A 25,533-nucleotide genomic window follows, 5' to 3' on the forward strand; every position below is an offset into this window, starting at 1 on the left:
CTATGCATAAAATGATAGGAAGGGTTCTCCTGTTCATTTTATTCGTATCTGTGTTAGCATTCCCACTCTTAGAAACGGGAGCTGCAGCTTCGAAAGTCTATAAAGTGCCAGTTGAGAACGTAGTTGAGAAAGGATTGTACGCATTTTTACAGCGGTCATTTACAGAAGCGGAGGCGGCGGGAGCAGAGGCGATCATCTTGGAGATTAATACACCGGGTGGATTTACTGATGCGGCCGACCAAATTGCCAGGCTGATAAATGAAAGTGATTTGCGGGTAATCGCTTACATTAATAATAAAGCAATCTCTGCTGGTGCATTCATAGCGCTTTATGCCGATGAAATCTATATGTCACCTACAGCCACAATGGGCGCGTCACAAGTAATTGATTCGGAGGGAAATGCGGCGGATGCTAAGGCTCATAGTTTATGGGTCGCGGAAATGAAAACGGCTGCTGAGTCGAAGAAAGACCGAGAACCGAAATATGCAGAAGCAATGGCAGAACCTGATATTGACTTACCCGCATATCGGGCTGGAGTTGGGAAACTGTTAACGCTTAAAGCGGATGAAGCAAAAGAAGTCGGTTACAGTCAAGGAACAGTTGGATCTTTCAATGAATTGCTAAAAGTAACAGGGCTTGAAAATGCAGAAATCATTTCAACAAATGAAACATTTACGGAAAGTATTGCTCGTTTCATCACCCATCCGGTCGTTGTACCGATTCTTTTATCAATTGCGGGACTTGGATTTGTGTTGGAAATGTACTCGCCAGGATTTGGTGTAGCCGGAACGATGGCTGCTAGTTCATTAGCTCTATTCTTTTACGGACATCTTGTTGCCGGGCTTGCGGGTTATGAAACGATTATCCTGTTTCTAATAGGGGTCGTTCTCATCGTAGCGGAATTCTTCTTGCCCCATGGTATAGCAGGTGTCATTGGAACGCTCGCAATTATAGGTAGTATCATTATGGCGGGCGGCAATCCGATGTATATGGCGATTTCTGTCCTTATCGCGGTTGCTATCGCTGTTATAGGGATGGTGATTATTATGAAATTTTTCGGTAAAAAACTGCACTTGCTCAACAAGGTTGTGCTAATGGATACAACTGATACGGAAAGTGGTTATGTTTCGAATGTGAACAGGGTTGAATTGCTTGGACGCATTGCAAAAACATCGACTGCACTTAGACCATCTGGTGCAATTGAGTTAGATGGAGAACGAATCGATGTTGTTTCTGAAGGAAGCTACATCGCTAAAGGAATACATGTTATCATTGTAAAGGTTGAAGGTTCCCGGATTGTAGTCAGGGAATCAGTAGAAAAGGGGGAAATTAAATAATGGCAGGACTCTTAGGTTCAGGAAGTTTAGTAATGGTCGTTGTAATAGCAGTTGTAGCAATCATCGTATTGTCAGCATTTTTCACACTCGTTCCTGTGGCGCTGTGGATTTCAGCAATGGCAGCAGGCGTTAGAGTAAGTATATTCACATTGATCGGTATGCGTCTTCGCCGGGTTATTCCGAGTCGAATTGTTAATCCGCTTATTAAAGCACATAAAGCTGGACTGGATGTTTCAATTAATCAGCTTGAAAGTCATTATCTTGCGGGAGGAAACGTTGACCGTGTCGTCAATGCTCTAATCGCTGCACACCGTGCGAACATCGAACTTACATTTGAACGTGCTGCTGCAATCGATCTTGCAGGACGTGACGTTCTAGAAGCGGTTCAAATGTCCGTTAACCCGAAAGTTATTGAAACACCATTCATCGCCGGTGTGGCAATGAACGGGATTGAAGTAAAAGCAAAAGCGCGTATTACAGTACGTGCAAACATCGACCGTCTTGTCGGTGGTGCAGGTGAAGAAACAATCGTTGCCCGTGTTGGTGAGGGTATTATCTCGACAATCGGTTCATCTATCGACCATGCAAAAGTATTGGAAAATCCTGATATGATTTCTCAAACTGTTCTAGCAAAAGGTCTTGACTCAGGTACTGCATTCGAAATTCTATCGATTGATATCGCAGACGTTGATATTGGTAAAAACATCGGTGCAGAACTTCAAACTGAACAAGCAATGGCTGATAAAAACATTGCACAGGCAAAAGCAGAAGAACGCCGTGCAATGGCAGTTGCAAACGAACAGGAAATGAAAGCGAAAGTTGAAGAAATGCGTGCAAAAGTTGTCAGTGCTGAAGCGGAAGTTCCGCTTGCTATGGCAGAAGCTCTACGTAAGGGCAATATTGGTGTCATGGATTATGTGAATTATAAAAATATCCAGGCAGATACAGGAATGCGTGACTCCATCAGTAACTTTGGCGGAGATAAGGAATCTACAGAAATTAAGAAGAACTAATACTTGAGGAGCCATTTCCTGGAAAGGGGATGCACGAATGGAACAGCTAATCATTTTTATCATTTTGGCAATTGTCGGATCTTTTTTTAGGGGCAAGAAAAAAGATCCAGCTGAGGGGCCAAAGCCTAAGCCGTCCACGGCAACGGGGAACGCTCCAGAGGGTCCTACAACTAAATTAAAAGAGATATACCGTGAATTGCAGAGAGAAATGGCAGGAGCAGATGCGGAACCACCTGTCCGCCAGCTGCCAAAGCAGCAGCAGGCAACAGTAACGGTTCCTTCAGCTCCTGTAGTAGTACCACCTGCAAGACCAACTGCTGACAGAAAAGAACGTACTAATTCATCAGCGAATCGTCACATCGAACGCCCCGATTCATCCGTGAATCGACATAGCGGAAGATTGTCTGCACATGGTAGTCAACGTCCAACTGTGTCTGCTATACAATCGCACGATTTAATGCCGAAAAGTCAAGGGGACTTGCTGAAAGGCATTGTGTTCTCTGAAATTTATGGTCCACCGAAATCAAAAAGATAAGCATTGACCCTCTATCCGAATCATACGATGTGGATAGGGGGTTTTATATTTTGAAAAGACTATTTCAGACCGGTTCATCAGTTACAATTGAAGATTTCGCTTCATTACGGATTAATGGCCCTTATTCTTTGTTGAAACTTGGCCCCGATTTCGCGATCATTAGCAGTGGAGAATACAGGATTGAGGCGATAGGCACTGATTTAACAGTTGAAACTTTATCAGAAGAAGTTGCTGTTTTCACATTCACTTCAATTACCACAATGAATGTGACTACAGGTGCAGACAAGGAAGCGGAGCGCAATGCGTAAAAGGTATGCTATCAAAATATCAGGCGACGGCAACCTTTCCGGATTCCTCACTAAACTTGTCACAATTGGAACAAAAATTACATCGCTATCAGTTGTCGATGGGGTGGCATATTTTCAAACAGATCGTAGCGGACTTCGTGCTATCCGGCGTAACAGAAGGCATTATCGATTAAAAGTAGCCATTTCAATTGCGAATCTTGAATCAGGCTCAATTGGACTTTTCACATCTAGCCGTTTCCTAATCGCATGTCTCATTCCTTTTGTTGCCTCATTTTTCCTTTGGACAGTAGATGTTGAATCGGATATGCCGGAAGTAGTGGACAGAATTGAGCAGAAACTTGAAAAAAGCTCTATCGTTTTGTTAAGACCCTTAGCTTTAATTCCTGATGAAGGTGAAATTCGACGAGAGCTCATGCTCGATGATCCTGCTTTATCGTGGGTTAGATTTAGACGAGTTGGAACGTCTCTGACAATTATTCCGATGTTATCACCACCCACAACTAACATTATTGAAGAGAACGAATCACCGTCACACCTTGTAGCGCGTACAGGAGGCGTTATAACGCGTTTTGCGTTAGAAAAAGGGGAAAGGGTCGGCCATGTTCATCAGACTGTAAAGAAAGGGGACGTGCTAGCCACAGGTATATTGGAACAAGGTGATAAAACGACAGTTGTTGGAGCGGATGGTGCCGTGTATGCGGATTATTGGGTTGAATACACCTTTACTCTTCCGAAAAAAATTAAATTCCAGTTACAGGGTGAGGAAATTGTGAACTATTCTTTTAACCTCCCATGGAAGCAGCAAGGTAAAGAAGGATGGTCTCTAGGGTCTTTCATCGAAACAGAAAGATATATGGAGGAAACCGCAGGGCACTTTGAATTGATTGAGGGAATGGAAGAAACAGTTATAATTCCCTTATTAAAAAACAAATTAATGTCGGAATCTTTTTCGAAAGCAATTATTAAAGATGAAAAAGTTTTACACGTGACATTCGATAATGATAAAGTTAGAGGGACTATATTGTTTCTTATCAATGACAATATTGCTGAAAAAAGACTGATTCCCAAGGAGACTGAGCCTATTGGATGAGCAAATGATTCAACTACATGTTGAAGACCCGAATGAAACAGTAATGCTTCTCGGAATTTCTGATCAGAATATGAAACTGATTGAAGAGCAGTTAAATGTTTCAGTATTAACTAGAGGCGACACGATATCAATCAGTGGTGCTGAAGATAGTAGGAATTCGGCTAAAGAGCTTTTGGAACAGTTGTTGAAAGTAATACGTAAAGGCATTAATATCAATCAACGAGATGTCTCGACTGCGCTCGAGATGGTGAAAAGTGGCACAATTGAATACTTTGCAGAGTTGTACGATGAAGAAATTTCAAGGAATATGAAAGGTAAAGCAATTCGTGCGAAGACAATCGGTCAGCGTGAATATGTCAGCGCAATTCGATCGAGAGATCTTGTATTCTGTATCGGGCCGGCTGGGACGGGGAAAACGTACTTAGCGGTCGTACTAGCTGTTTTAGCTATGAAAACGGGCTCTGCGAAGCGAATTGTCTTAACCCGTCCCGCTGTTGAAGCAGGAGAGAGTCTAGGCTTCCTTCCAGGTGACTTAAAAGAGAAAGTTGACCCATACCTTCGTCCGCTGTACGACGCGCTACACGATGTTCTGGGAGCGGAACAAACGGATCGACTTATGGAACGAGGGGTAATCGAAATTGCGCCGCTCGCTTATATGAGGGGACGGACACTCGATGATGCATTCATTATTCTGGACGAAGCACAGAATACGACAAAAGCACAAATGAAAATGTTTTTAACACGTCTCGGTTTTGGGTCGAAAATGGTTATCAACGGCGACAAAACACAAATTGATTTACCAAGAAACACTGAATCCGGTTTAATCGTTGCAGAATCAATCCTTAAAAAAGTTGGAGATATTCACTTTCAGTACTTAGAGCAAGGTGATGTTGTTCGTCACCCACTTGTTGCGAAAATAATTGAAGCATACGAACAGGAGCAGTCATAGAAAGTGACTGCTTTTTCTTTAGAATCATCGCTACTCTGATTATATCTATAGAGAAGCAGGGGGAGAGATTCCAATGTTCCAACCAATTAGAAAGTTATTTAAATCACTTAAATTCAATTATTTATCCTTGTTTTTAATCGGCCTATCCACTGTACTCCTTTTTTCATTCATGTATGGCAGTGTGAAAAAAGAAACGTATGAATTGAAAGCTTTTCAAATTGCACCAGATACTATCCGTTCCTTAAAAACGGTTGAGGACGCAGTAAAAACCGAACAGGACAGAGAACGTGCCGCTAATGAAGTAGGACCTTCCTATGTATTTTCAGAAGATGTTGTAAAAAATAGACAAGCAATCGCTACGTCTTTATTCGATTTTCTAATCGAAGTAAAAAACCAAGATGAGCCTGATCAAACTACATCGGAGATAGCTACTAAGCCCTCTAAAGAATTAGTAGCAGAAATGCGCACTAAACTTTCCAGTTTGGAAAAGGAAGAACCTAGTCTGCGACTTAGTGATGACGCCATAGTTAATCTTTTATCCCAGAGTACAGATGCTTTACTGAACGCGCAAAGCGTATTAGTAGGTGTACTAGGTGAGGAATTATCGAAGCCGGTACGAACTGCGGATTTGTCGACAGTCCGCTATGAGGTAGATCGGAAAATTAGGCTCACAGATTCAGTTTCATCTTCAATCTTACAGACTCTAATAACGCTTAGCCGCTCTCTGGTAGTAGAGACGGAATCGATTCATGAGGAAATGACAAAGGCTAGGGTTGAGCAGGCGCGGGAAAGCGTTGAACCTACCCGTATCTTGCAAGGACAAGTGATTGTCCGTGAAGGGCAGGTCATTGACAAAGAAATATACAGGCAATTAGAGCTTGCGGGCGTATTGTCAAATCAGTCGTCCATGAAACCGCTGGCAGGTCTCATTTTATTTGTCCTGTTTGTCGGTGCGATTATTTATATGCATTTCCTATCCTGGAGTGAAAATAGGGTTGTAAAGAAAAAGGCATTGCTCATTGTATTAGTTGTTTTTTTCCTGCTCGTCATCATAATGAAACTCATTTCCCTTATTGAAAAAGACTTTGATGTCCTATTAGCATTCTTGTTTCCGACAGCACTCGCTCCAATGCTTATTAAGCTTCTGACGAACGAGCGACTTGCACTAATGACGACAATTATCACAGCAGCAACAGCAGGAATTCTTCTTCAAGAAGGTTACGCGGCAATCATTCAGATGGAAGTCGCATTGTACATACTTTTCGGAGGTATTGTCAGTTTGTATTTACTCGGTGACAACGGCAGACGTTCGAATATTTTACGAACAAGCTTAGGGGTTTCTGTTTCAAATATGATGTTCATTGGATTTTACCTCTTAATGACACAGTCATCTTACGATTTGACGGAATTAGTGTATTATATGATAGCGGCAATTGTTTCGGGTATATTGTCAGGAGCTCTTACAATTGGGCTTATGCCATTTTTTGAATCTGCCTTTCGACTATTATCGGATATGCGACTTATCGAACTATCGAACCCGAATCACCCGCTACTGAAAAAAGTACTAACCGAAACGCCAGGCACTTATCATCATAGCGTTATGGTCGCAAATTTAGCCGACGCAGCATGTGAATCGATTGGTGCGAATGGACTTCTTGCCAGAGTGGGAAGTTATTATCATGATATTGGAAAGACGCTGAGACCGGGTTACTTCATCGAGAATCAGCATGCTGGTCAAAATCCACATGATTCATTGCCACCAGAAAAAAGTAGGGACATCATTATTGCCCACGGAGAAGACGGTGCGAGACTTCTGGAAAGGCATAAAATGCCAGTAGAAATCATTGATATCGCTCGTCAGCATCACGGAACAAGTACATTGAAGTATTTTTACTTTAAAGCTAAGGAATCTGGGGAAGATGTAAAAGAAGAGGATTTCCGTTATGCGGGACCCAAACCTCAAACAAAAGAAATTGCAATTATCTCAATAGCAGATAGTGTTGAGGCCGCTGTACGATCAATGAAAGAACCGACTTCAGAAAAAATTGCAGCTCTCGTACGATCTATCATTAATGATAAAATGAACGATGGACAATTCGATGAATGCGATCTTTCTATGAAAGAATTGAAGAAAGCGGAAAGAGTTATGTGTGAAACGTTAAATGGAATTTTCCATAACCGGATTGAATATCCGAAGTGAGTACGAAGGGAGCTAGTAGTAGATGTTGGAAATACATTTTGAGGATGAAACAGCTAGAGTCGATGACAAAATCGAGGATTTAATCCGAAAGCTGTTAAACCATACCGCTAAAGAAGAGGAACTAGCAGGCGAATTAGAGGTTTCGGTAACATTCATGACAGATGCAGATATTCAGGAAGTGAATGCAACTTATCGCGGTAAAAATGTACCGACGGATGTCATTTCATTTGCGCTCGAAGAATTAACGGAAGGTGAAGTAGCTATTATTCCTGAAGAAGGCATGCCAACCGCTTTAGGTGATATACTTATTTCAGTAGAAACAGCTGAGCGGCAAGCAGGGGAATACGGACATGATTTTAATCGTGAAATTGGATTTCTTGCGCTTCACGGCTTCCTTCACCTTCTCGGCTATGATCATTTAACTGAAGAAGAGGAAGCTGAGATGTTCGGCAGGCAAAAGGAGATCCTCGCATCATTCGGACTCGAGAGGTGATTGATCAATGCGGAAGTTCCTTCAATCTTTTGTCTACGCATGGAATGGGATTTGTTATGGCATAGGAGCGGAACGGAATACGAAAGTGCATGTGATGGCCGCAATCCTCGTCATTGTAGCGGGTTTTATGACGGGTCTTTCGCGGACAGAGTGGTTCATCGTCATTATTCTGATTTGCGGAATGCTGGCGCTTGAGCTGATGAATTCTGCAGTCGAACGTGTCGTCGATCTACTAACAACTGAACGTCATATACTCGCGAAACAAGCGAAAGACCTCGCAGCAGGCGCGGTCTTAGTGTATGCGATTGGAAGTGCAATAATCGGTTTAATGTTATTTATTCCGAAATGGTTTAACTAAATTAAAGAGGTGTCTTTATGGATGTAGAAAAATTAATTGCTGAATCGAAAAAAGCGCGGGAGCAAGCGTATGTCCCGTATTCAAAATTCCCAGTTGGAGCGGCGTTGTTAGCCGAAGATGGGACTATCTATCACGGCTGTAATATTGAAAACTCCGCTTATAGCATGACCAATTGTGCAGAACGAACAGCATTTTTTAAAGCTGTTTCCGACGGCGTACGTAGCTTCAAAGCGCTTGCAGTAGTTGCAGATACAGAAGGACCTGTTTCCCCGTGTGGAGCATGCAGACAAGTAATTGCGGAGTTTTGTAATGGCTCGATGCCTGTCTACCTCACGAACCTAAAAGGGGACATTGAAGAAACAACTGTAGCAAAATTATTACCAGGCGCATTTTCAAAGGAGGATCTTTCATATGCAGCAGAACAATAAAAAGGGGTTCAAATCGGGATTCATCTCGATTATTGGACGTCCAAACGTAGGTAAATCGACATTTCTTAACCATGTAGTCGGACAAAAGATTGCGATTATGAGTGACAAACCACAGACAACTCGCAATAAAGTGCAAGGTGTTGTCACGACAGAAAAATCTCAAATCATATTCATCGATACACCGGGGATTCATAAGCCAAAACATAAACTTGGTGATTTCATGGTGAAAACGGCCCGTAACACATTGAAAGAAGTAGATGTGGTCATGTTCATGGTCAATGCAGATGAGCCGATTGGCCGTGGTGACCGCTTCATCATGGAACTTCTTGAGAATTCAAAGACACCGGTATTCCTTATAATTAATAAAATTGATCTTGTTCATCCGGATGAATTATTCAAAATCATTACTTCGTATACAGCAGAATATGACTTTGCTGAAATCGTGCCAATTTCCGCGATCAACGGAAATAATGTTGAACGCCTTCTCGAGACGATGATAAAATATTTACCAGAGGGACCAAAATACTATCCAGATGATCAAGTAACGGATCACCCGGAACGATTCATCATTTCTGAATTAGTTCGTGAAAAGGTATTGCATTTAACGAGAGAAGAGATTCCACACTCCATAGCGGTTGTAATTGAGAAGATTGAACGCGAAGAAGGACGGGAAATGGTAAATGTTATGGCGACAATTGTTGTCGACCGTGATTCCCAAAAAGGTATTGTCATCGGTAAAAGAGGTGCATTGCTAAAAGAAATTGGAACAAATGCTAGACATGACATCGAAATGCTACTTGGTTCGAAAGTATTTCTTGAGTTGTGGGTAAAAGTGCAGAAAGACTGGCGTAATAAACCCGGCCATCTGAAGGAATTCGGATTTAGGGAAGACGAGTATTAATGAATTGAACGCATCCTAAGTTCGCCGCGTCCTGCGGCAACGGATGCATGACCCACTTCGTGTGAGCCCAAAGCGTAAGCGGCCAGCCAAGACGCGACAGGCATAAGACAGTCTGGCGGAGCGGCGTACTTTGCCGCATAGCTGGAATGACTTATGACCCGAGCGTCTGGGTCGCTGAAGCTAGACAAAGAAAAGCGTAAGGTGCCGCATAGCTCCGACAGGCACAAGGTAGTTTATGAGGAGGCGTCTTTTAGCCTCCTCAGCAAAATGACTTGTGACCCGAGGAGCTGGCACCTGAAGCTAGACAAAGAAAAGCATAAGGTGCCGCATAGCTCCGACAGGCACAAGGTAGTTTGTGAGGAGGCGTCTTTTAGCCTCCGCAGCAAAATGACTTGTGACCCCGAGGAGCTGGCACCTGAAGCTAGACAAAGAGGTGATTGCTTCGCTGAACAAATGGGAAGGAATCATTCTAAGAGGTATCCCGTACGGTGAGTCCAATAAAATTGTGACACTGTTTACTCGTGAAGGCGGTAAGATGACAGCAATGGCCCGTGGAGCGAAGAAACCAGCGAGCAGGCTAGCTGCTGTGACGCAGCCTTTCACACATGGTTCATTCTTGATCCGTACGGGTAGAGGAATGGGGACGCTTGAACAAGGCGAACCCATTGATTCGATGCGGCATATTCGTGAAGACTTGGAAGCAACAGCTTATGCAAGTTATGTTGTTGAATTGATTGATAAGTTAACGGAGGATAATGAGCGAATTTCTGGTATATACAGCTTGTTGTATGAAGCGCTTCACGCTATCAATGAACAATATGATCCAGAAGCAATTGCATTATTTGTTGAATGGAAAATGTTGCCGATCGCTGGTATCCATCCAATACTTCATCAGTGTGCAAATTGTGGAGCGACAGAAGGTGAATTTGCTTTTTCATTTATGCAAATCGGCTTCATTTGTCATCGATGCTTCCATGTAGATAAGCATGCGATTCGAATTTCACCCAGTCAATTGAAATTGATCCGAACCTTTTATACAGTTCCCATTAATCGGGTCGGTAATTTGACGTTAAAGAAGACGACAAAAATCTTCATGAAAAAACTCGTCCGAACAATTTACGATGAGCAAGTAGGGATTCGATTAAAATCGAGATCATTCCTTGATCAGCTCGACTCGACACCCGAACTGCTACCTAGAAAAGAGAAACCAAAAGAGAGTGACGAATAGTCCTCTTTACAATAAACCCCGAACCTTGGATCCTATGAAAAAGGGTCTAGATTCGGGGTTTTTATATAGAAATAAATTGAAGTAAAGATTACATTCAAATATGCTTGGGCACTAGGGGAAGCCTTCTGCCCTTGGCCAGACTAGTCTTACAGTTTTTTCTATGCCATCGCTTGGTTTATCCATCGTATTCAATACTTGAACTTATGTAAAAAAAAATTTATCCATTATTTACCCGTTCAAATCCACTAAAACGAGTCCCCTGGAAAGTGAGCATTCCCACATCGCCATCAGCCAACATACCATATTGGGAACCGTTTACAGCTAATTCCATACGATCTCCGCTGTCTACTTGAAATGTAGCATAATACCAAGTACTTGCCGATGAATCGCCTGATCCGCCGGAAGTCTTGGTTCTTTTTGTCACAACTTCGGCTGGTACTGTCAGTTTAGGGGAGTTATTATTTGAATTCCACGTACCGATAGATTTCACAGCAATGAAGATTATTCCACCAAAAATGATAATTGCAACTCCGCCGATAAAGATGGGAACAAACGTAAATATAGCTTCTCCAAAAGGTGAAAACATGTACAAAACCTCCTTATGTATTTTGAATGGTAGTTATAGATAATATACGTTCTATTTTTGAAATAGTTTCATTACGTCTTTGATATTTTACTTGTATATCTTTATACTGATACGAAAGGAGGCGGGATTTATCTATGAAATACATAAAAATAGTTCTTCAAATCATAGTGTTGTACAGTTTTGTCTTGATGGGGAACTGGCTTCAAGTTTTTCTTCATTTGCCGCTTCCTGGAAGCATAATAGGACTATTAGTATTGTTAGCGGCCCTTTCATTGAAAGTATTTCGGCTTGAATGGATTGAATCAGGTTCTTTCTTTCTTTTATCTTATTTACCATTATATTTTATCCCGGCGACTGTCGGTGTGATGAATTACGGACATGTTTTTGCAGGAAAAGGATTTCTATTAATACCAATCACAATGATTAGCACGTTTTTGACGATGTGGATTTCTAGTTATATAAGTCAAATTCTTGCCAAAAAATCTGCTAACAAGGAGGGGATTTCATGCAAGTAATGATGTATTCAATCCTCTTTGTTATTGTAACGATTGCAGTTTATCTTGTTATGAACTTGTTATACTTTAAATATCGTAAGGCATTTTTCATACCAATACTAACCACAACAGTTGGCATTATTTTGATTCTCATTCTTTTCAAAGTCCCTTATGAAACCTATATGCTTGGTGGAAAGTGGGTTGACCTGTTGCTGGGACCCGCGATTGTATCATTGGCCATCCCTTTATATAAACAAAGGGAGTTAATCAAACAGAATATGCTTCCCATACTTGGTGGTGTATTGACGGGCGTTCTTTTTGGTATGGTAAGCGGTGTGCTTTTTGCAAAAATGGCAGGATTCTCAAAAGAAATCGTTCTGTCATTATTACCTAAATCGATTACAACACCTATAGCTATACAGATTGCTTCGGCATTGGGTGGAGCAACTTCGCTAACAATCGCTTTTGTCATGATTGCAGGATTTACCGGTATCATTCTAGGACCAACATTTTTGAAATGGTTTCGTATCGATACTGCAATCGGTCGTGGCATCGGACTGGGAGCAGCAGCTCATGCTCTTGGGACATCGAAAGCAATTGAAATCGGGGAGCAGGAAGCATCCTATAGTTCCATTGCAATGACGCTCTCCGCTATCATTGGTTCTATCGTTGGACCGGTGATAGCTTGGTTGTTTTATTGAATGGAATAAAATCTAAAGTGGATGAACAAATAGAAATCGAGTTATTGCATCAAAAAGATAAAGAGGAATTGTGTATGTTAAGTACACATTAGTTATGTAATCAGTAGCAGAGAATATAACTAAGCATTCTCCGCTACTGAGAAAATTCAAATTAGATGAAACGATTACTATTATGCTTGAAGCATATTCTTCAATTCTTTGACGGCATCAAGAGAAATGCCTGTTCCTAATGGTCCCTGTAATAATGCTGCGACGGCAACAGCGACCGCAACAACATCAACGTTATTTGTAACAGTGATTGTTGGACTTCCGATATTTTCGAAGGTACTTGTATCAGTATCAGCTTGAGTTTGCTTCTGGTTTTGATCTTGATCTTGATACTGGAATTGTTTCTGGTATTGATTTTGATATTGGAATTGCCATTGATTTTGTTGTTGAAGTTGTATCAAAATATCATCTAATTTTGCTTCCATGTTTCTTAAATCCTTTTTCTTCTCACAACAATCGTACTTATCATAATGATTCTTTTCATTACAATGATAACAATCACACTTTTTTGAATGATTTCCCATTTTTTCTCCTCCTATTCTTAATTACAATATGAAATCAAATCCATCATGTAAGTTTTTTGTTCTTCTTTGACCCTGAAAAACTAATAATTAAAAATTAAAAGGAAACTTGGGTTTTAATAGCTAGAAGCGGAAAGAGAAGTCAGACCTTACAAAGCTATTCGTATTCACGGACGTTAGTTCAGTAATTTGTGGCAGAAAATTTTAATCATATATGTTGAAATAAAGAATTCTATTAAATTCGCTAGGAGGCTACCCGTGTAAGACGCCTTCCCTCAGCTTATATAGCTATTCAATTATTCAATATATATAGGTGAAACAAATACTATTATGCTTGAAGCATATTCTTCAATTCTTTTACTGTATCAAAAGAAAGACCTGCTCCTAATGGACCTTGTAATAATGCTGCGACGGCAACAGCGACTGCAACAACATCTACGTTATTAGTAATAGTGATTGTTGGACTTCCGATATTTTCGAAGGTACTTGTATCAGTATCGACTTGAGCTTGCTTCTGGTCTTGATCTTGATACTGTAATTGATTTTGGTATTGAGTTTGATTTTGATACTGGAATTGCCATTGCTTTTGTTGTTGAAGTTGTATCAAAATATCTTCTAATTTTGCTTCCATGCTTTTTGAATCCTTTTTCTTCTCACAATAGTTCTTCTCATAATGATTATTTTCATGATAACCCATTTTTTTCACCTCCTATTCTTAATTACAGTATGAAACTAAATTCCTCGTGTAAGGGTTATTGTCTTCCCCTTGTCCTTAAAACAATTAGACAGTAGGAATAAAAAGGGAAATAATTTTTGATCGTAAAAGCGGAAAGGGAAGTTAGATATTACAAAGTTCATCGTACCAATTATTTGAGGACGCTATTTATCACTAAAAAAGTAGGGTTGTTTAAGAAACATTATGTTAGGTATAAATATGTGGAAAACTATCTGAATGGTTTTAAGGTGATTCAAATAAGGCTAAAGGAACGTATACGGATAATTAGCCAAATAAGTCAAGTTGACTCCGAATTTGCATTTAGGGAACAGGTAGAGGCTAGTAAAAATCCTTTAACCCTTGAATGTTTAGAAGTAAATTACGGAAAACAAATAGATAGTTACATAGACAAGGTTATTTTATATATTAAAGATTAAACACCTTTTCCAAAGTTGAGGAAATTTTAAAATGGAATAACTTTTTCGATAAAAGTAAGTAATGTTTAACAGGTAATTGTTAATGAGTGACTATTCATTCAAGCTTGAAAGTGATACTCTTTATTCAATGAAGTCAGATTAATTGTGGGAGCGATTGAATAATGAAGCTTAAAGTTGGGGCTATTTTCACGTGATTAAAAACGTTTAATGTGGAAGAAACACAACAGTTTTCAGAGGTAATAGGTTATAAGGGAAAATATCATATGGAATGAGATGAAAAAGAGCTTTATGTACAAGGTCTTTTACTGCGAGTATCGGGGATTTAGTTAATATTGCAAGAGAGATGTTAAGTGGTTACCTTCGCCCTGTCAGGGGACACGATTACTTGTGAATTCACGATAACAGAAGTTGAATTTAAGACAATAGCCATGATTACCTTTTATCATAATCAAAGCGGAAAAGAAGTTCTGATTGGAATGGGTCATGGAATTATTAGGGGTTAATTAGCCTGTAAAAAAATATTAAAGCTATACTGCTTTAATTTGAATTGCTTTTTTATTTCCATTGTATTGTTATTAAATTATTCTTAATAATGAACCTTCTTGCTCAAGAGGCGTCAAATAAATAAAAGGAAGGTGCCTTTATGAAAAGATTAGTGTATCGACTTTTCGTAATGACTGTCTTTTTATCAATGATGATAGTAAGCGTAAGTGTTTCTGCTACAAGTTGGATCGAGATGGACCCGCAAGAAGTTAGCGACGAAGCTGAAGTAGTTATAAGTGGAACTTACGACTTTTCAAGTAAGCCGATAGACAGTGAATTTATTTTTCAAGGATATACGTTTGCCGTTGAAAATGTTCATAAAGGAGAGGCTACTAAACAAATAATCGATGGAATTGACATGTATGATGTCGGTTGGGCTGAGGGATTTCAGAACGAAGGCGGTGAGTTTCTTCTGTTTTTAGAAAAGAGTGATTCTGCGACATTTCTTACACCTGTAGGAGGGCCAAATGGTATGGTTCAAGTCCTTCACGGCATAATAAATAATGAAAATGAAGAAATCGCAACTTATTATGCTGATTTTCTAAAAACGAGTCACAAGAATCCTAGCAGTGGAAACAATGTAGCGCTTATTGACAAGGAGAACTCAGATATATTTAATCCATTATATATCAGCGTAATTGCTTTGTTTGCAATCGCAGTTCTTATTTTACTATATCGTTTCGCAAGGAAGGGGAGGCGTTGAAAAAAGTTTTATTCATTCTCATAGTTTCAATGAGTGTATTTTTTAGTGCATGGCAAACAAAAGAATTGACATTCGTTGGTGAAGGCGAAAATTGGTGGGCAGAAGTGACCGTGACCCAAACTGACGGAGATGAACAATATGAAATTCAGATTATTTATAAAGGTAATGAGTTAGATAGTGTTAAAACCTTTGATTATTTCGTTGAAACAAGCACCAATGGAGTGCTGAATTTTGGTACAAACAATGTTTCATTGAACGAAAAAGGTAAGTTTCAACACAAAAGTTTAAGTTCTAATAGCCCTTCAACGAAACAAGAAGAGAAGCTGGTTTTGAAGGTAGTATGGAACGGGATTACCGAAAAAATCTTTTTAGAAAATTAGTAAATTAAGAACTAAATATGTCGAAACAAAGAATTCAATTAAATTCGCTAGGGGCTGTGATTGAGGCATCTCACTTTCTAAACGGAACTTCATCTTATCGCACTTTGGTAGATTATACAGAAGAAATGATTAAACGAAATGCCTGATCGAATTGCTTATCAGTTAGGGTGGGAAGATTGAGCGTTAAAGAAGTTATTAGCAGAGCGTTGCCGAGGAAAATAATAACTGCGGCGATTACAGTTCCTATTTATGCAATATTATTAGCGTTAGTGACACCATACTTCTACGAAAGTAACGTGTACTCACTATGGCGATATTTGGGAAAGATTTTAGTTACAACGCAAGGGTATATTCTATACAGTTTTCCGGCCATTCTTCTATATGGGGTGTTTACTTCTTCTAGTAAGCGACTTACTTTCATCCAAATTCACGAAAAATGAGTCAGTAAAGTTAGAGTGTTTTCTATCGTTACTTTTTCATATGATTTTCGGATTATTATTACTTTGGATTAGTCTGCCCGCGGCTCTAATTTACTTTATGATAGATAGGTATTTAAGCAAGCGAAAAACTCTGTATAAATGGAGCGAAACTTATATAAGCTTAATGATTCCAATTGGATTATTTCTATTGATAATATTGATTTTAGTAGTAGGAGATTTCACTGTGAACTGGAAGGACTATATTGTCTTTTGATTCACTATAACAATGATTTTATTAGTAGAAATGGGGTACCAGTTATGGAAGTTACGTTAGAAAAAGCAAACGAATTTGATGCGCAATCTCTTTTTGATATACAAGTAAATGCATTTTTACCATTACTTGAAGTTTATGAGGATTACAATACTAATCCAGCGAATGAAACGATCGAGCGAATGATAACAAGGATAAACAACACGTCAGGAGGAGTTTATAAAATAAAATCGGGTACTATTCTTGTTGGCGCTATTAGTGTCTGGTGGAAAGAGGAAACTGAATTTTGGATCAGCCCAATGTTTATACAACCGAAATACCAGGGGCAAGGAATTGCCCAGAAAGCAATATCACAAATAGAGGGACTTTTTCCTCAAGCGGTTAGTTGGGAGTTGGCTACTATAGCGGAAGAAAAACGTAATTGTTATTTATATGAAAAGATGGGCTTTATAAAAACAGGAGAAACCAAGAAAATAAATGACAGCACGACACTTATTTATTATAAAAAAGGTTTATGACTCTTATAAATTATTCTTGACCAACAGAAAGTGATTGAAGGGATGGAACACAGATTGCTAGAAAACTAGCACGTTTCGTGTGGAACAGGAAAAGGCAGGGATAACAGTAAATGCTTATCTATTGCGGACAGTTAGTTGTAATAGGGAATGTGTGGAATTACTAAGAGGGGGATAATTGTGGGATATAAGTTTGAAATTATGACACAAGAACAAGCGGAAGAGATTGCATATAATTGGCACTATAATGCGGAATATTCTTTTTACGATATGGTAGCAGATAAAGAAGATTTAGTTGAGTTCTTAGAAGCTCAAAAACGGGGTAACTCAAACTTCTTTGTTACTAAAGACAATGATGCTATAGGCTTCTATACTTTTAATGAAGTAGCTAACAACACCATTGATATAGGGTTAGGCATGAGGCCAGATTTAACTGGTAATGGCAACGGTTTGGGATTTGTCCAAGCAGGTTTGGATTTTGCTAAATCCAAATACAGACCAGAAAAAATAACATTATCAGTAGCAACTTTCAATCAAAGAGCTATAAAAATATATAGGGAAATCGGGTTTGATGAAGTTGATACATTTATGCAGGAGACAAATGGAAGTAGATTTGAATTTATGAGAATGCTTTATCGATGCTAATACAGGTTCATTACCTTTAATAGCTGGGATAACTTTTTATGTATGGCACTAACTTTATGACGAAAACAGAAGAAAGAATCTTTTATTACTTAATGTTACTTAGTGGTTTTATAATGCGGAGGTATTTACATTGAAAAATGGTCGTAATAGCGGTTTAATTTATTGGAGATTGAATTATAGAAAAAAGTTTATTAGGACTTTATGGATGATTCCACCTAGTATTATTCTGATTATAATGCTACTTATTTCTGAGATCTCTGATTCACTAAAAATAGTATTAACTTTGGCATTAATAGTTACTTTGCCTATTCAATTATTTTACACGCATTATAAGTGGAAAAGTGACATAGAATTTAAAAAATGAACTATTAAATTTTCTTGATGAGGAGAATATTGTTTATGGAAATAAAAATACTGACATTACAAACAGGTAAATTAGAAAAAATGAAAGAATTTTATACGCAATATTTAGGTTTTCCTCTTTGTAGTGAAAGTTCAAAAAGTTTTCAAATTCAAGTAGGAACAAGCATTTTAGAATTCACGAATGAAAATGTAGTAGGGGAACCATATTATCATTTTGCATTCAATATTCCACCCAATCAATTTCAAGAAGCGAAGGAATGGTTAAAAGGAAAAACAACGCTTTTATTAGAAGACGGAGAAGACGAGGCTGATTTTTCATTTTGGCCTGCACATGCTTGCTATTTTGAAGATCCAGCAGGAAATATAGTAGAACTCATAGCTCGATACTATGTAAATCCAAATAGTGAATCGACATTTGCAGTAAATAACATTTTGAATATCAGTGAAATTGGTTTAATTGTAAAAGATTCACCAAGGGTTGGCGAGCAATTCAAAGAAATAAATATTTTTGATAGTGATAATGATCCAATTACTACTTCTTCTTTAAACTTTATGCAAGAAAATAAAAATGGTGTTTTTATTATTTTAACTAGCATAGGTAGAAGATGGCTGTTCTCGGAAAAGAAATCTGAAATTTTTCCAATGAAAATAACACTTGATAAACAATATTGCGTAGGTATAGATGAAGAACATGAATTTTTCATTAAAATTATTATGGAATGAAGTCATATAGGGACTTAGAATTTGTTGATGATAATGAATCAAAAGAATACCCTATTCAATTTTGAGAAGATGGATGGCAATTACTTTTTGGTAAACTTGAAAAGGTCGATTTCTCGTATGGGAAATCGACCTTTTCAAGTTTGTATGCTATTTGCACCGAATGAAAATATAACTCCCGATTTATTTTTTCATTCGACGAGAATATCAGCTTTTCTAAGTGCTTCTTCCGCTTTTCTGATATATTCTTCGTCGTCCGCCAATACCGTATGAAGATGAATACCACCTTCTGTTAGCTTTGATAAATAAATTGCATCTGCCTCTTTGATTCGCTTGATGAATTCTTTTACTTCATTCCGATTGGAAACCATTATTGACGCACTAAGATCTCCATAGACAGGATGCTCAATTTTGACGTCCTTTACTGTAACGCCGTTATCGACAAAAATGTTCAACTCTTCCATCGTTTGGTCCGGAGTATGTTTGCAAACAATCGTCTTTTCGATTCTCTGGGGTGCCGCTTGCACATGCATATAAATATAGCCCTGACTTGTTGCGACAATAGGTTCGTTTTTTGCTTTCAGCAATGTAATATCTCCAACAATCACCTGACGGCTGACATTTGTCATTTCTCCGAGTATTCTTCCTGTAATAGGTTTATCGGACGTCTGTAACGTATCGACGATTAATTGGCGACGTTCATCCCCAAGAATTTTTTCGTTTTCATTCATTATATAACCACCTCGCATAGCTATTTTACCATATTTAACGTATGTATAACCCTAAATGATAGCTCTATATATGTTGACCAAATGAATACGGCGTATGCGCATTACAAAGGCTTTTGGGAGGCCACTGAAAAAGTCCCAATACTTAGAACTAATTAGAATTCCCGCCAATATCGCTTCGACGCTTTGTGCATGCCTCCCGCGATAAGCCAGAAAGAAGACCGCTTGGGAGGGATTGAACTGCATCCCTCCTTAGTCTTATCGCTCCGGCTACCACGAAGTCGCGCCTTCGCTGAGCGCCAAGCGTTCTACAACCTAATATCCGGAATTACAACTCTCTCCTTATTGAGCGTCACAGCAGGTTCAATGGGATTCATTAATTCAACATATATAGCAAGTAATTTTCGAGTAGTAATTGAAACAGAGGCTAAAGGTTCCCAGGAAAGTATAAGTATCAGAAAATACATTGTATTCCGCGAACAAGTATGTTAAGGTAATAAAATAATTAATATGAAGTCAAAACTTCATTTGAAAAGATAATGACGGAAGAACTTCAAAAAAGGAAGAGTGAAGATGAAATTAAAGGATCTGATTCACGAGTATTACGACCAACTGTCAAAAAGTCAGAAAAAAGTCGCGACTTATATAATCGATAACCCAAGAAATATTGCGATGTCTACGGCACAAGAAATTGGGAAGAAAATCGGTGTCAGCGAAACGACAGTCATTCGCTTTTGCTATAGCCTGCATCTCTCTGGTTATGGCGAACTACAAAAGGTCATCCGTGAACAATTGCTATTTCAAGAGAGTAGCTTCACAACATATCAGAAATCTAAACTGGAACTTGAACAGGCACCGCATTTTTTCACAAAAGTGATGGAGCGGGATCGAATAGCGATTGGAGAGACGATGAAACAAATTAAAGAAGAAGACTACGAAAAGGCAATCGAGCAGCTCTCTCAAGCAGAAACCATTTATATTCTTGGTCTGCGCTCTTCGTATACTGCAGCCAATTGGCTCTCATACACGCTTGGTTTAGTGAAAGGAAATGTCAGACTGTTACGACCAGAAACGGAGGATGTAATCCAAACGCTCAGTCAAATGAACGATAAGTCCGTTGTCATCGCCATTTCGTTTCATCGGTACTTGAAAGAAACAATTCAAATTGCGGAATTGGCACATAGACAACAAGCTTTCATTATCGGAATTACTGATTCAATGTTAGCCCCGATTCATACATTCAGTGATTTGTTATTTCCAATTTATTCGCCTAACAAGTCGACGCTCGATGCAACGGCTTCTCTATTTTCATTCATGAATGCGATTATTGCAGGATTGTCCGTGAAGGAGAAGGACAGTTTCGAAAAAAGACGTGAAACGTATCAATCGATACCAAGCGATTTCTTATTTGTTGAAGGAGTTGATTGAAAATGAAAGCAGTGTTACAAGAAATGAAGCCGATTGTTGAAAAGGTTTTTAACCATTTACACTCACATCCTGAAATTAGTTGGCAGGAATTTGAGACGACAAATTATTTGCAACATTTGTTAGAGAATGAAGGATTTCAAGTTACGACATTCGACGATTCAACGGGACTTGTAGTAACACTGGGGTCTGGTGATCCTTGTATTGGACTTCGAACAGATATCGATGCACTCTGGCAGGAAGTGGATGGGGTCTTTCAAGCGAACCATTCATGCGGACATGATGCGCATATGACGATTGCAATTGGCGCTTTACTCGTTTTGAAAAAGCTTAGGTATCCGAAAAACGGGCGACTAAAAGTGATTTTTCAACCAGCTGAGGAAAAGGGGACGGGCGCATTATCATTTGTGGAAAAAGGGATCGTTGACGATATCGACTATTTGTATGGTGTCCATCTCCGTCCGATTCAAGAAATCGGTCATGGCTATGCATCCCCAGCCATTATGCATGGTGCTGCAAAAATGATTAAAGGAACAATCGTGGGGACAGATGCGCATGGAGCAAGACCGCATCTTGGACAAAACGCCATAGAAGTGATGGCACTTCTCGTACAGGCAATCCACTCCATCCACGTTGACCCAATGGTCCCGCATTCTGCAAAAATGACGATGTTCCAAGCGGGTGGAGAGTCAGCCAACATCATTCCCGGAAGTGCAGTATTTAGTCTGGATTTACGCGCCCAAACAAACGTGGTTATGGACAAACTGATGAATTTAGTTGATAAAGCGATTAGTTCGGTTGCAGAACTGTCTGATGTTATCATTAATTATGAAATAATCGCGGAAATTGCAGCTGCCCAAGTCGATGACACTGCTGTCGAAATGATGGCACAAGCGATAAGGGAAACAGTTGGGGAACAATTTTTGGTGCCGCCTATTGTCACACCAGGCGGAGAAGACTTCCATTACTACACATTAAAAAGACCTTCTGTTAAAGCGACAATGCTCGGTCTTGGCTGCGACTTATCGCCAGGCCTTCATCATCCCAACATGACATTCAATCATGATAGTATACTGACCGGAATTGAAATACTCGTTCGAACGGTCATCCATTCATTCGGGCAGTTAGAGAGAAGGAAGTGAACCAAATGGACGTCAACCTATCCATTCGCAAACTAGAAACCAATGAAGACATGCGCCTGGTCCAATCGCTTGAACGAGCAATCTGGGGCCTTGAACCGATACCGACTCATCAAACCTATACAGCAGCGAAAAATGGCGGGTTATTGTTAGGCGCTTTCTTAGGTGATGAAATCGTTGGCTTTTCATATGGTTTTCCGGGTTTCACCAATGGTAAGCCGTATTTATGTTCACATATGCTTGGCATTCTTCCGAACTATCAACTGATGGGAATCGGAAAGTTGCTAAAGGATGAACAGCTTAAAATTGCCAAGGAAATGGGATACAATTTGATTACTTGGACATTCGATCCATTGGAAAGTCGCAATGCTTATTTAAATGTGTCGAAACTGTACGCAATTTGTGATACTTATTTAGTGAATTGTTACGGTGAAATGGAAGATGGTTTGAACAAAGGATTACCATCAGACCGTCTTCAAGTCGAATGGTGGGTTTCGAGCGAAAGGGTCGAGGACAAGTGGACACCGCAAGTTTCCGACTATGATCGACCATTTATAGTTGAGAAATCCCATAAAGGAAATCCAACACTAGTTGTGGATTCGGAAAATGTCCTGTTAAACAGTGTTGGTGTTGAAGTTCCGGTACCAGAACAATTTCAGTCGATCAAAAAGAATGAACCTGAACTAGCGCTCGACTGGCGATTGAAAATAAGGACCGTTTTTCAATCGTTATTTGGTTCTGGCTATGCGCTTGTAGGAGTGAATAGGTCTGAAGAAGGCGTTCATTATTATCAATTTGTAAAAAGAAACACAATTCCACTGACAATAAAAAATAGAGGAGAATCCGAATGATTATAAAAGAAATCAACATCCGAAAAATGAAAATGAGAATGAAGCACCCGTTCACAACTAGTTTTGGTACGTTCCAAGATAAAGATTTTCTGTTACTTGAAGTGAAAGATGAGCTGGGTAATACGGGATGGGGGGAGTCAGTGGCATTTCACTCGCCTTGGTACAGCGAAGAAACACTTGAAACGAATTTACATATGATCCGTGATTTTCTGATACCTATCGTATTAGGAAGGGAAATCGGACATCCCGACGAAGTAAGTGAATTGTTCGCTGCAATCCGTAAAAATAATATGGCGAAATCCACTTTGGAAGGCGCAATTTGGGATCTTTATGCTAAGCGTAACAAATTGACATTGGCGAAGGCTCTTGGTGGCGAACGCGATAAAATTGAAGTGGGTATCAGTATCGGGATCCATGAAAATATTGCTAATCTAGTCGAAACGGTACGTGGTTTTGTGGAAGAGGGATACAAGCGTATTAAAGTGAAAATCAAACCGGGCTATGACGTTGATGTAATCCGCGAGTTGCGCAAGAATTTCCCGGATGTGCCACTTATGGCAGATGCCAACTCGGCTTATACATTGGACGACATTGAACTTCTCAAACAGCTGGATGAATTTAACTTGACGATGATTGAACAGCCGCTTGCTTCAGACGATATTATCGACCATGCGAAATTACAAAAACAATTGAAAACACCAATCTGTTTGGATGAAAGCATTCACTCCCTTGAAGATACACGAAAAGCGATTGAGCTTGGTAGTACGCAAATCATTAACATTAAAATCGGTCGTGTTGGAGGTCTTACTGAAGCGAAGAAAATTCATGATTATTGCATGGAACGTCAAATACCTGTTTGGTGCGGCGGAATGCTGGAATCAGGAATCGGCCGTGCGCATAATGTAGCGCTCACAACACTTCCAAACTTCATATTACCAGGCGACACTGCTGGATCCTCACGTTACTGGGAGGAAGACGTTATTACTCCAGAAGTTGTAGTGGAGGACGGCTATATTACTGTTCCAACCGCATATGGAATAGGTTACGAACCCAACTTGAAAGCTATGAATAAATTCACGGTAGACGAGTTACACTTCAAAGCTGAATGAGGTGTGATGAGAAAGGCTGAATAGGTGTAGGGAAGGATGACTTAAATCGTCCTTTCTGATTGGAGAAATCAGAAAATAAAATCTATTGTAGTAGTTTGACTATAAAGAGACACTGCGGCTAAAACGGGGGATGAGTAATGAGAAAAAGTTTTCAAATCGCTGGAGCTTTTATCGGAGTGATTGTTGGAGCAGGATTTGCATCAGGTCAGGAAATTTTACAGTTTTTCACTAGTTTTGGACCAATTAGTATCGTTGGAACACTTGTAGCAACTGTCTTATTTGCATTTTTAGGGATGAACTTGACACAATTGGGAAGTCGTTTGCAAACTAAGTCTCATCAACGTGTAATCTATCATATATGTGGTCGTTATTTAGGGGTACTTGTTGATGTTATTATTACATTTTTCCTTTTCGGGGTAACTGTAGTCATGTTCTCAGGGGCTGGCGCAATTTTTGAACAGCAATTTGGCATTCCTAGTTTCATTGGAAGTATTTTGATGGCGATTGTAACCATATTGACGGTAACGTTGAGTGTTCAAAAAGTGATTACACTCATCGGAGCATTTACTCCGTTTTTACTATTAATAGTGATCGTAATTACAGTTTACTCATTAATAAATTTTGACTTTGCTACTGCTGATCTGTCAGCCGCTGTTGTCACTCAAAATAGAGGTGCATCCCATTGGCTACTGGGCGCAATTTTATATGTCTCTTATAATTTGGCAGCTGGAGCCGCGATGCTCACGGTTATGGGTGGCACTGTAAAGGATGAGAAGGTTGCGGCATGGGGTGGAATCATCGGTGGTCTTGGATTGGGACTACTCATCCTGCTTATCAATGTCTCAATGCTGACTCAGTTAAAAGCGATTGCAAGTGTACCGATGCCAATGCTGTTTTTGGCAAATAATATTAGCCCTATAATGGGGGCAATTATGTCCATTATCTTATTGGGGATGATTTACAATACAGCGGTTGGAATGTTATACGCATTTTCAGCTCGTATCGTTAAAACTGAAACAGTGCGTTTTAAAGGTGCCGTTACAATTTTTGGTGTAGCTGCGTTCGGCGCGAGTTTTATTGGATTCATCACACTTGTTGGTACTGTCTATCCAGTGATGGGTTACCTAGGTTTCACATTAATTGCTGCAATTATTTTCACATGGGCAAGAAAAAAAGGAACAGTTGGTAAAATAGATTCTTCGAATTAATTAATGCTTCACAAATAAAATTCAGTATTGTTTGGTTATTTGAAACTATCGGTAATTGAGTGGTGAAGAAGGAGTAATATGTGGCAATAAGGTGTGAAAGAGAATAGGATTTATCAGCTAGCGAATCCCAACATCACAAACTCCTGCATTTGCCTTCGTAATCTTATGCAAA

28 protein-coding genes are annotated in these 25,533 nt (G+C 39.5%); 24 read left to right on the forward strand and 4 right to left on the reverse strand.

Going from position 1 to position 25,533, the window contains the following annotated elements:
- Positions 1-2: 2 nt before the first annotated feature.
- The 12 genes from AZE41_RS09195 to recO all read left to right on the forward strand — a co-directional run bounded on the left by AZE41_RS09195 (position 3) and on the right by recO (position 10,840).
- Entirely contained in the window at positions 3-1,337 is a 1,335-nt protein-coding gene (locus AZE41_RS09195) for an NfeD family protein (protein WP_067208371.1), read from the forward strand.
- Positions 1,338-1,369: 32 nt separating this feature from the next.
- Positions 1,370-2,350: a flotillin-like protein FloA gene (floA, locus tag AZE41_RS09200; RefSeq protein WP_156476156.1), complete on the forward strand. Its 981-nt coding sequence runs from the start codon at positions 1,370-1,372 to the stop codon at positions 2,348-2,350.
- A 37-nt stretch (positions 2,351-2,387) separates the two neighbouring features.
- The gene (locus tag AZE41_RS09205; protein WP_067208375.1) at positions 2,388-2,885 is read left to right on the forward strand and encodes a hypothetical protein; all 498 of its coding nucleotides are present in this window, start codon (positions 2,388-2,390) and stop codon (positions 2,883-2,885) included.
- 50 nt (positions 2,886-2,935) lie between these two features.
- Positions 2,936-3,193 carry a hypothetical protein gene (locus AZE41_RS09210; RefSeq protein WP_067208378.1) on the forward strand — a complete coding sequence of 86 codons (258 nt, stop codon included), beginning with the start codon at positions 2,936-2,938 and terminating at the stop codon, positions 3,191-3,193.
- Entirely contained in the window at positions 3,186-4,283 is a 1,098-nt protein-coding gene (locus tag AZE41_RS09215; protein ID WP_067208381.1) for a sporulation protein YqfD, read from the forward strand. Before AZE41_RS09210 ends, AZE41_RS09215 begins: the two co-directional genes overlap by 8 nt.
- A 4-nt stretch (positions 4,284-4,287) precedes the next feature.
- Positions 4,288-5,232: a PhoH family protein gene (locus AZE41_RS09220; RefSeq protein ID WP_370569999.1), complete on the forward strand. Its 945-nt coding sequence runs from the start codon at positions 4,288-4,290 to the stop codon at positions 5,230-5,232.
- Positions 5,233-5,305: 73 nt separating this feature from the next.
- Positions 5,306-7,432 carry an HD family phosphohydrolase gene (locus AZE41_RS09225; RefSeq protein ID WP_067208384.1) on the forward strand — a complete coding sequence of 709 codons (2,127 nt, stop codon included), beginning with the start codon at positions 5,306-5,308 and terminating at the stop codon, positions 7,430-7,432.
- 22 nt (positions 7,433-7,454) lie between these two features.
- A complete protein-coding gene (gene ybeY, locus AZE41_RS09230; protein ID WP_067208386.1) occupies positions 7,455-7,925 on the forward strand; it encodes an rRNA maturation RNase YbeY in 471 nt (156 codons plus the stop codon).
- 7 nt (positions 7,926-7,932) lie between these two features.
- The gene (locus AZE41_RS09235; RefSeq protein WP_067208388.1) at positions 7,933-8,283 is read left to right on the forward strand and encodes a diacylglycerol kinase family protein; all 351 of its coding nucleotides are present in this window, start codon (positions 7,933-7,935) and stop codon (positions 8,281-8,283) included.
- Between the two features lie 17 nt (positions 8,284-8,300).
- Positions 8,301-8,711 (forward strand): cytidine deaminase, encoded by a 411-nt coding sequence (locus AZE41_RS09240; protein ID WP_067208391.1) that lies wholly within the window; start codon positions 8,301-8,303, stop codon positions 8,709-8,711.
- Complete coding sequence (gene era, locus AZE41_RS09245) at positions 8,695-9,612, forward strand: GTPase Era (protein WP_067208394.1); 918 nt, start codon at positions 8,695-8,697, stop codon at positions 9,610-9,612. Before AZE41_RS09240 ends, era begins: the two co-directional genes overlap by 17 nt.
- 445 nt (positions 9,613-10,057) lie before the next feature.
- On the forward strand, positions 10,058-10,840 hold the full coding sequence (gene recO / locus AZE41_RS09250) for a DNA repair protein RecO (RefSeq protein WP_067213913.1): 783 nt from the start codon (positions 10,058-10,060) through the stop codon (positions 10,838-10,840).
- A gap of 217 nt (positions 10,841-11,057) precedes the next feature.
- On the opposite strand, the gene AZE41_RS09255 is transcribed toward recO, so the two are convergent.
- Positions 11,058-11,426, reverse strand: a complete 369-nt coding sequence (locus AZE41_RS09255; protein ID WP_067208397.1) for a DUF2500 domain-containing protein — start codon at positions 11,424-11,426, stop codon at positions 11,058-11,060.
- Positions 11,427-11,560: 134 nt separating this feature from the next.
- On the opposite strand from AZE41_RS09255, the gene AZE41_RS09260 reads away from it, so the two are divergent.
- Positions 11,561-11,941 carry a CidA/LrgA family holin-like protein gene (locus AZE41_RS09260; RefSeq protein ID WP_067208400.1) on the forward strand — a complete coding sequence of 127 codons (381 nt, stop codon included), beginning with the start codon at positions 11,561-11,563 and terminating at the stop codon, positions 11,939-11,941.
- Complete coding sequence (locus AZE41_RS09265) at positions 11,932-12,621, forward strand: LrgB family protein (protein WP_067208403.1); 690 nt, start codon at positions 11,932-11,934, stop codon at positions 12,619-12,621. The genes AZE41_RS09260 and AZE41_RS09265 overlap by 10 nt, the downstream gene beginning before the upstream one ends.
- A 170-nt stretch (positions 12,622-12,791) precedes the next feature.
- On the opposite strand, the gene AZE41_RS09270 is transcribed toward AZE41_RS09265, so the two are convergent.
- Both AZE41_RS09270 and AZE41_RS09275 read right to left on the reverse strand, forming a co-directional pair.
- Positions 12,792-13,193: a hypothetical protein gene (locus AZE41_RS09270; RefSeq protein WP_067208406.1), complete on the reverse strand. Its 402-nt coding sequence runs from the start codon at positions 13,191-13,193 to the stop codon at positions 12,792-12,794.
- Between the two features lie 325 nt (positions 13,194-13,518).
- Complete coding sequence (locus AZE41_RS09275) at positions 13,519-13,887, reverse strand: hypothetical protein (protein ID WP_067208408.1); 369 nt, start codon at positions 13,885-13,887, stop codon at positions 13,519-13,521.
- A gap of 1,098 nt (positions 13,888-14,985) precedes the next feature.
- Between AZE41_RS09275 and AZE41_RS09290 the strand changes: the two genes are divergently transcribed.
- The 5 genes from AZE41_RS09290 (at position 14,986) to AZE41_RS09315 (ending at position 18,904) form a co-directional block, all read left to right on the forward strand.
- On the forward strand, positions 14,986-15,588 hold the full coding sequence (locus AZE41_RS09290; RefSeq protein WP_067208413.1) for a hypothetical protein: 603 nt from the start codon (positions 14,986-14,988) through the stop codon (positions 15,586-15,588).
- Positions 15,585-15,968, forward strand: coding sequence for a hypothetical protein (locus AZE41_RS09295; protein WP_067208416.1), 384 nt, complete (start codon positions 15,585-15,587; stop codon positions 15,966-15,968). The genes AZE41_RS09290 and AZE41_RS09295 overlap by 4 nt, the downstream gene beginning before the upstream one ends.
- A gap of 737 nt (positions 15,969-16,705) precedes the next feature.
- Entirely contained in the window at positions 16,706-17,176 is a 471-nt protein-coding gene (locus AZE41_RS09300) for a GNAT family N-acetyltransferase (protein ID WP_067208419.1), read from the forward strand.
- Between the two features lie 177 nt (positions 17,177-17,353).
- Complete coding sequence (locus tag AZE41_RS09305; RefSeq protein WP_067208421.1) at positions 17,354-17,818, forward strand: GNAT family N-acetyltransferase; 465 nt, start codon at positions 17,354-17,356, stop codon at positions 17,816-17,818.
- A gap of 399 nt (positions 17,819-18,217) precedes the next feature.
- Complete coding sequence (locus AZE41_RS09315) at positions 18,218-18,904, forward strand: VOC family protein (RefSeq protein ID WP_067208426.1); 687 nt, start codon at positions 18,218-18,220, stop codon at positions 18,902-18,904.
- A gap of 188 nt (positions 18,905-19,092) precedes the next feature.
- Here AZE41_RS09315 and AZE41_RS09320 read toward each other — a convergent pair whose 3' ends face one another.
- Positions 19,093-19,632, reverse strand: coding sequence for a transcription repressor NadR (locus tag AZE41_RS09320; RefSeq protein WP_067208428.1), 540 nt, complete (start codon positions 19,630-19,632; stop codon positions 19,093-19,095).
- Positions 19,633-20,202: 570 nt separating this feature from the next.
- On the opposite strand from AZE41_RS09320, the gene AZE41_RS09330 reads away from it, so the two are divergent.
- From AZE41_RS09330 to AZE41_RS09350, 5 genes are all read left to right on the forward strand, one after another.
- Positions 20,203-21,057 (forward strand): MurR/RpiR family transcriptional regulator, encoded by an 855-nt coding sequence (locus AZE41_RS09330; RefSeq protein ID WP_067208432.1) that lies wholly within the window; start codon positions 20,203-20,205, stop codon positions 21,055-21,057.
- Positions 21,058-21,059: 2 nt separating this feature from the next.
- Positions 21,060-22,196: a M20 peptidase aminoacylase family protein gene (locus AZE41_RS09335; RefSeq protein ID WP_067208435.1), complete on the forward strand. Its 1,137-nt coding sequence runs from the start codon at positions 21,060-21,062 to the stop codon at positions 22,194-22,196.
- Between the two features lie 5 nt (positions 22,197-22,201).
- On the forward strand, positions 22,202-23,044 hold the full coding sequence (locus tag AZE41_RS09340; protein ID WP_067208436.1) for a GNAT family N-acetyltransferase: 843 nt from the start codon (positions 22,202-22,204) through the stop codon (positions 23,042-23,044).
- Positions 23,041-24,153, forward strand: coding sequence for an o-succinylbenzoate synthase (menC, locus tag AZE41_RS09345; protein ID WP_067208439.1), 1,113 nt, complete (start codon positions 23,041-23,043; stop codon positions 24,151-24,153). Before AZE41_RS09340 ends, menC begins: the two co-directional genes overlap by 4 nt.
- A gap of 137 nt (positions 24,154-24,290) precedes the next feature.
- Positions 24,291-25,361: a YkvI family membrane protein gene (locus AZE41_RS09350; RefSeq protein WP_067208441.1), complete on the forward strand. Its 1,071-nt coding sequence runs from the start codon at positions 24,291-24,293 to the stop codon at positions 25,359-25,361.
- Positions 25,362-25,533 lie beyond the last annotated feature (172 nt).

It is taken from the genome of Sporosarcina psychrophila (assembly GCF_001590685.1).
GTDB classification, from domain to species: Bacteria; Bacillota; Bacilli; order Bacillales_A; family Planococcaceae; genus Sporosarcina; species Sporosarcina psychrophila.

What these genes read in the sequence shown, in the direction of transcription:
- AZE41_RS09195 (WP_067208371.1), top strand. Translation starts at nt 3, where the DNA reads ATGCATAAAATGATAGGAAGGGTTCTCCTGTTCATTTTATTCGTATCT.
- floA (WP_156476156.1), top strand. Translation starts at nt 1,370, where the DNA reads ATGGTCGTTGTAATAGCAGTTGTAGCAATCATCGTATTGTCAGCATTT.
- AZE41_RS09205 (WP_067208375.1), top strand. Translation starts at nt 2,388, where the DNA reads ATGGAACAGCTAATCATTTTTATCATTTTGGCAATTGTCGGATCTTTT.
- AZE41_RS09215 (WP_067208381.1), top strand. Translation starts at nt 3,186, where the DNA reads ATGCGTAAAAGGTATGCTATCAAAATATCAGGCGACGGCAACCTTTCC.
- AZE41_RS09220 (WP_370569999.1), top strand. Translation starts at nt 4,288, where the DNA reads ATGATTCAACTACATGTTGAAGACCCGAATGAAACAGTAATGCTTCTC.
- AZE41_RS09225 (WP_067208384.1), top strand. Translation starts at nt 5,306, where the DNA reads ATGTTCCAACCAATTAGAAAGTTATTTAAATCACTTAAATTCAATTAT.
- ybeY (WP_067208386.1), top strand. Translation starts at nt 7,455, where the DNA reads ATGTTGGAAATACATTTTGAGGATGAAACAGCTAGAGTCGATGACAAA.
- AZE41_RS09235 (WP_067208388.1), top strand. Translation starts at nt 7,933, where the DNA reads ATGCGGAAGTTCCTTCAATCTTTTGTCTACGCATGGAATGGGATTTGT.
- AZE41_RS09240 (WP_067208391.1), top strand. Translation starts at nt 8,301, where the DNA reads ATGGATGTAGAAAAATTAATTGCTGAATCGAAAAAAGCGCGGGAGCAA.
- era (WP_067208394.1), top strand. Translation starts at nt 8,695, where the DNA reads ATGCAGCAGAACAATAAAAAGGGGTTCAAATCGGGATTCATCTCGATT.
- AZE41_RS09255 (WP_067208397.1), bottom strand. Translation starts at nt 11,426, where the DNA reads ATGTTTTCACCTTTTGGAGAAGCTATATTTACGTTTGTTCCCATCTTT.
- AZE41_RS09260 (WP_067208400.1), top strand. Translation starts at nt 11,561, where the DNA reads ATGAAATACATAAAAATAGTTCTTCAAATCATAGTGTTGTACAGTTTT.
- AZE41_RS09265 (WP_067208403.1), top strand. Translation starts at nt 11,932, where the DNA reads ATGCAAGTAATGATGTATTCAATCCTCTTTGTTATTGTAACGATTGCA.
- AZE41_RS09270 (WP_067208406.1), bottom strand. Translation starts at nt 13,193, where the DNA reads ATGGGAAATCATTCAAAAAAGTGTGATTGTTATCATTGTAATGAAAAG.
- AZE41_RS09275 (WP_067208408.1), bottom strand. Translation starts at nt 13,887, where the DNA reads ATGGGTTATCATGAAAATAATCATTATGAGAAGAACTATTGTGAGAAG.
- AZE41_RS09290 (WP_067208413.1), top strand. Translation starts at nt 14,986, where the DNA reads ATGAAAAGATTAGTGTATCGACTTTTCGTAATGACTGTCTTTTTATCA.
- AZE41_RS09300 (WP_067208419.1), top strand. Translation starts at nt 16,706, where the DNA reads ATGGAAGTTACGTTAGAAAAAGCAAACGAATTTGATGCGCAATCTCTT.
- AZE41_RS09315 (WP_067208426.1), top strand. Translation starts at nt 18,218, where the DNA reads ATGGAAATAAAAATACTGACATTACAAACAGGTAAATTAGAAAAAATG.
- AZE41_RS09320 (WP_067208428.1), bottom strand. Translation starts at nt 19,632, where the DNA reads ATGAATGAAAACGAAAAAATTCTTGGGGATGAACGTCGCCAATTAATC.
- AZE41_RS09330 (WP_067208432.1), top strand. Translation starts at nt 20,203, where the DNA reads ATGAAATTAAAGGATCTGATTCACGAGTATTACGACCAACTGTCAAAA.
- AZE41_RS09335 (WP_067208435.1), top strand. Translation starts at nt 21,060, where the DNA reads ATGAAAGCAGTGTTACAAGAAATGAAGCCGATTGTTGAAAAGGTTTTT.
- AZE41_RS09340 (WP_067208436.1), top strand. Translation starts at nt 22,202, where the DNA reads ATGGACGTCAACCTATCCATTCGCAAACTAGAAACCAATGAAGACATG.
- menC (WP_067208439.1), top strand. Translation starts at nt 23,041, where the DNA reads ATGATTATAAAAGAAATCAACATCCGAAAAATGAAAATGAGAATGAAG.
- AZE41_RS09350 (WP_067208441.1), top strand. Translation starts at nt 24,291, where the DNA reads ATGAGAAAAAGTTTTCAAATCGCTGGAGCTTTTATCGGAGTGATTGTT.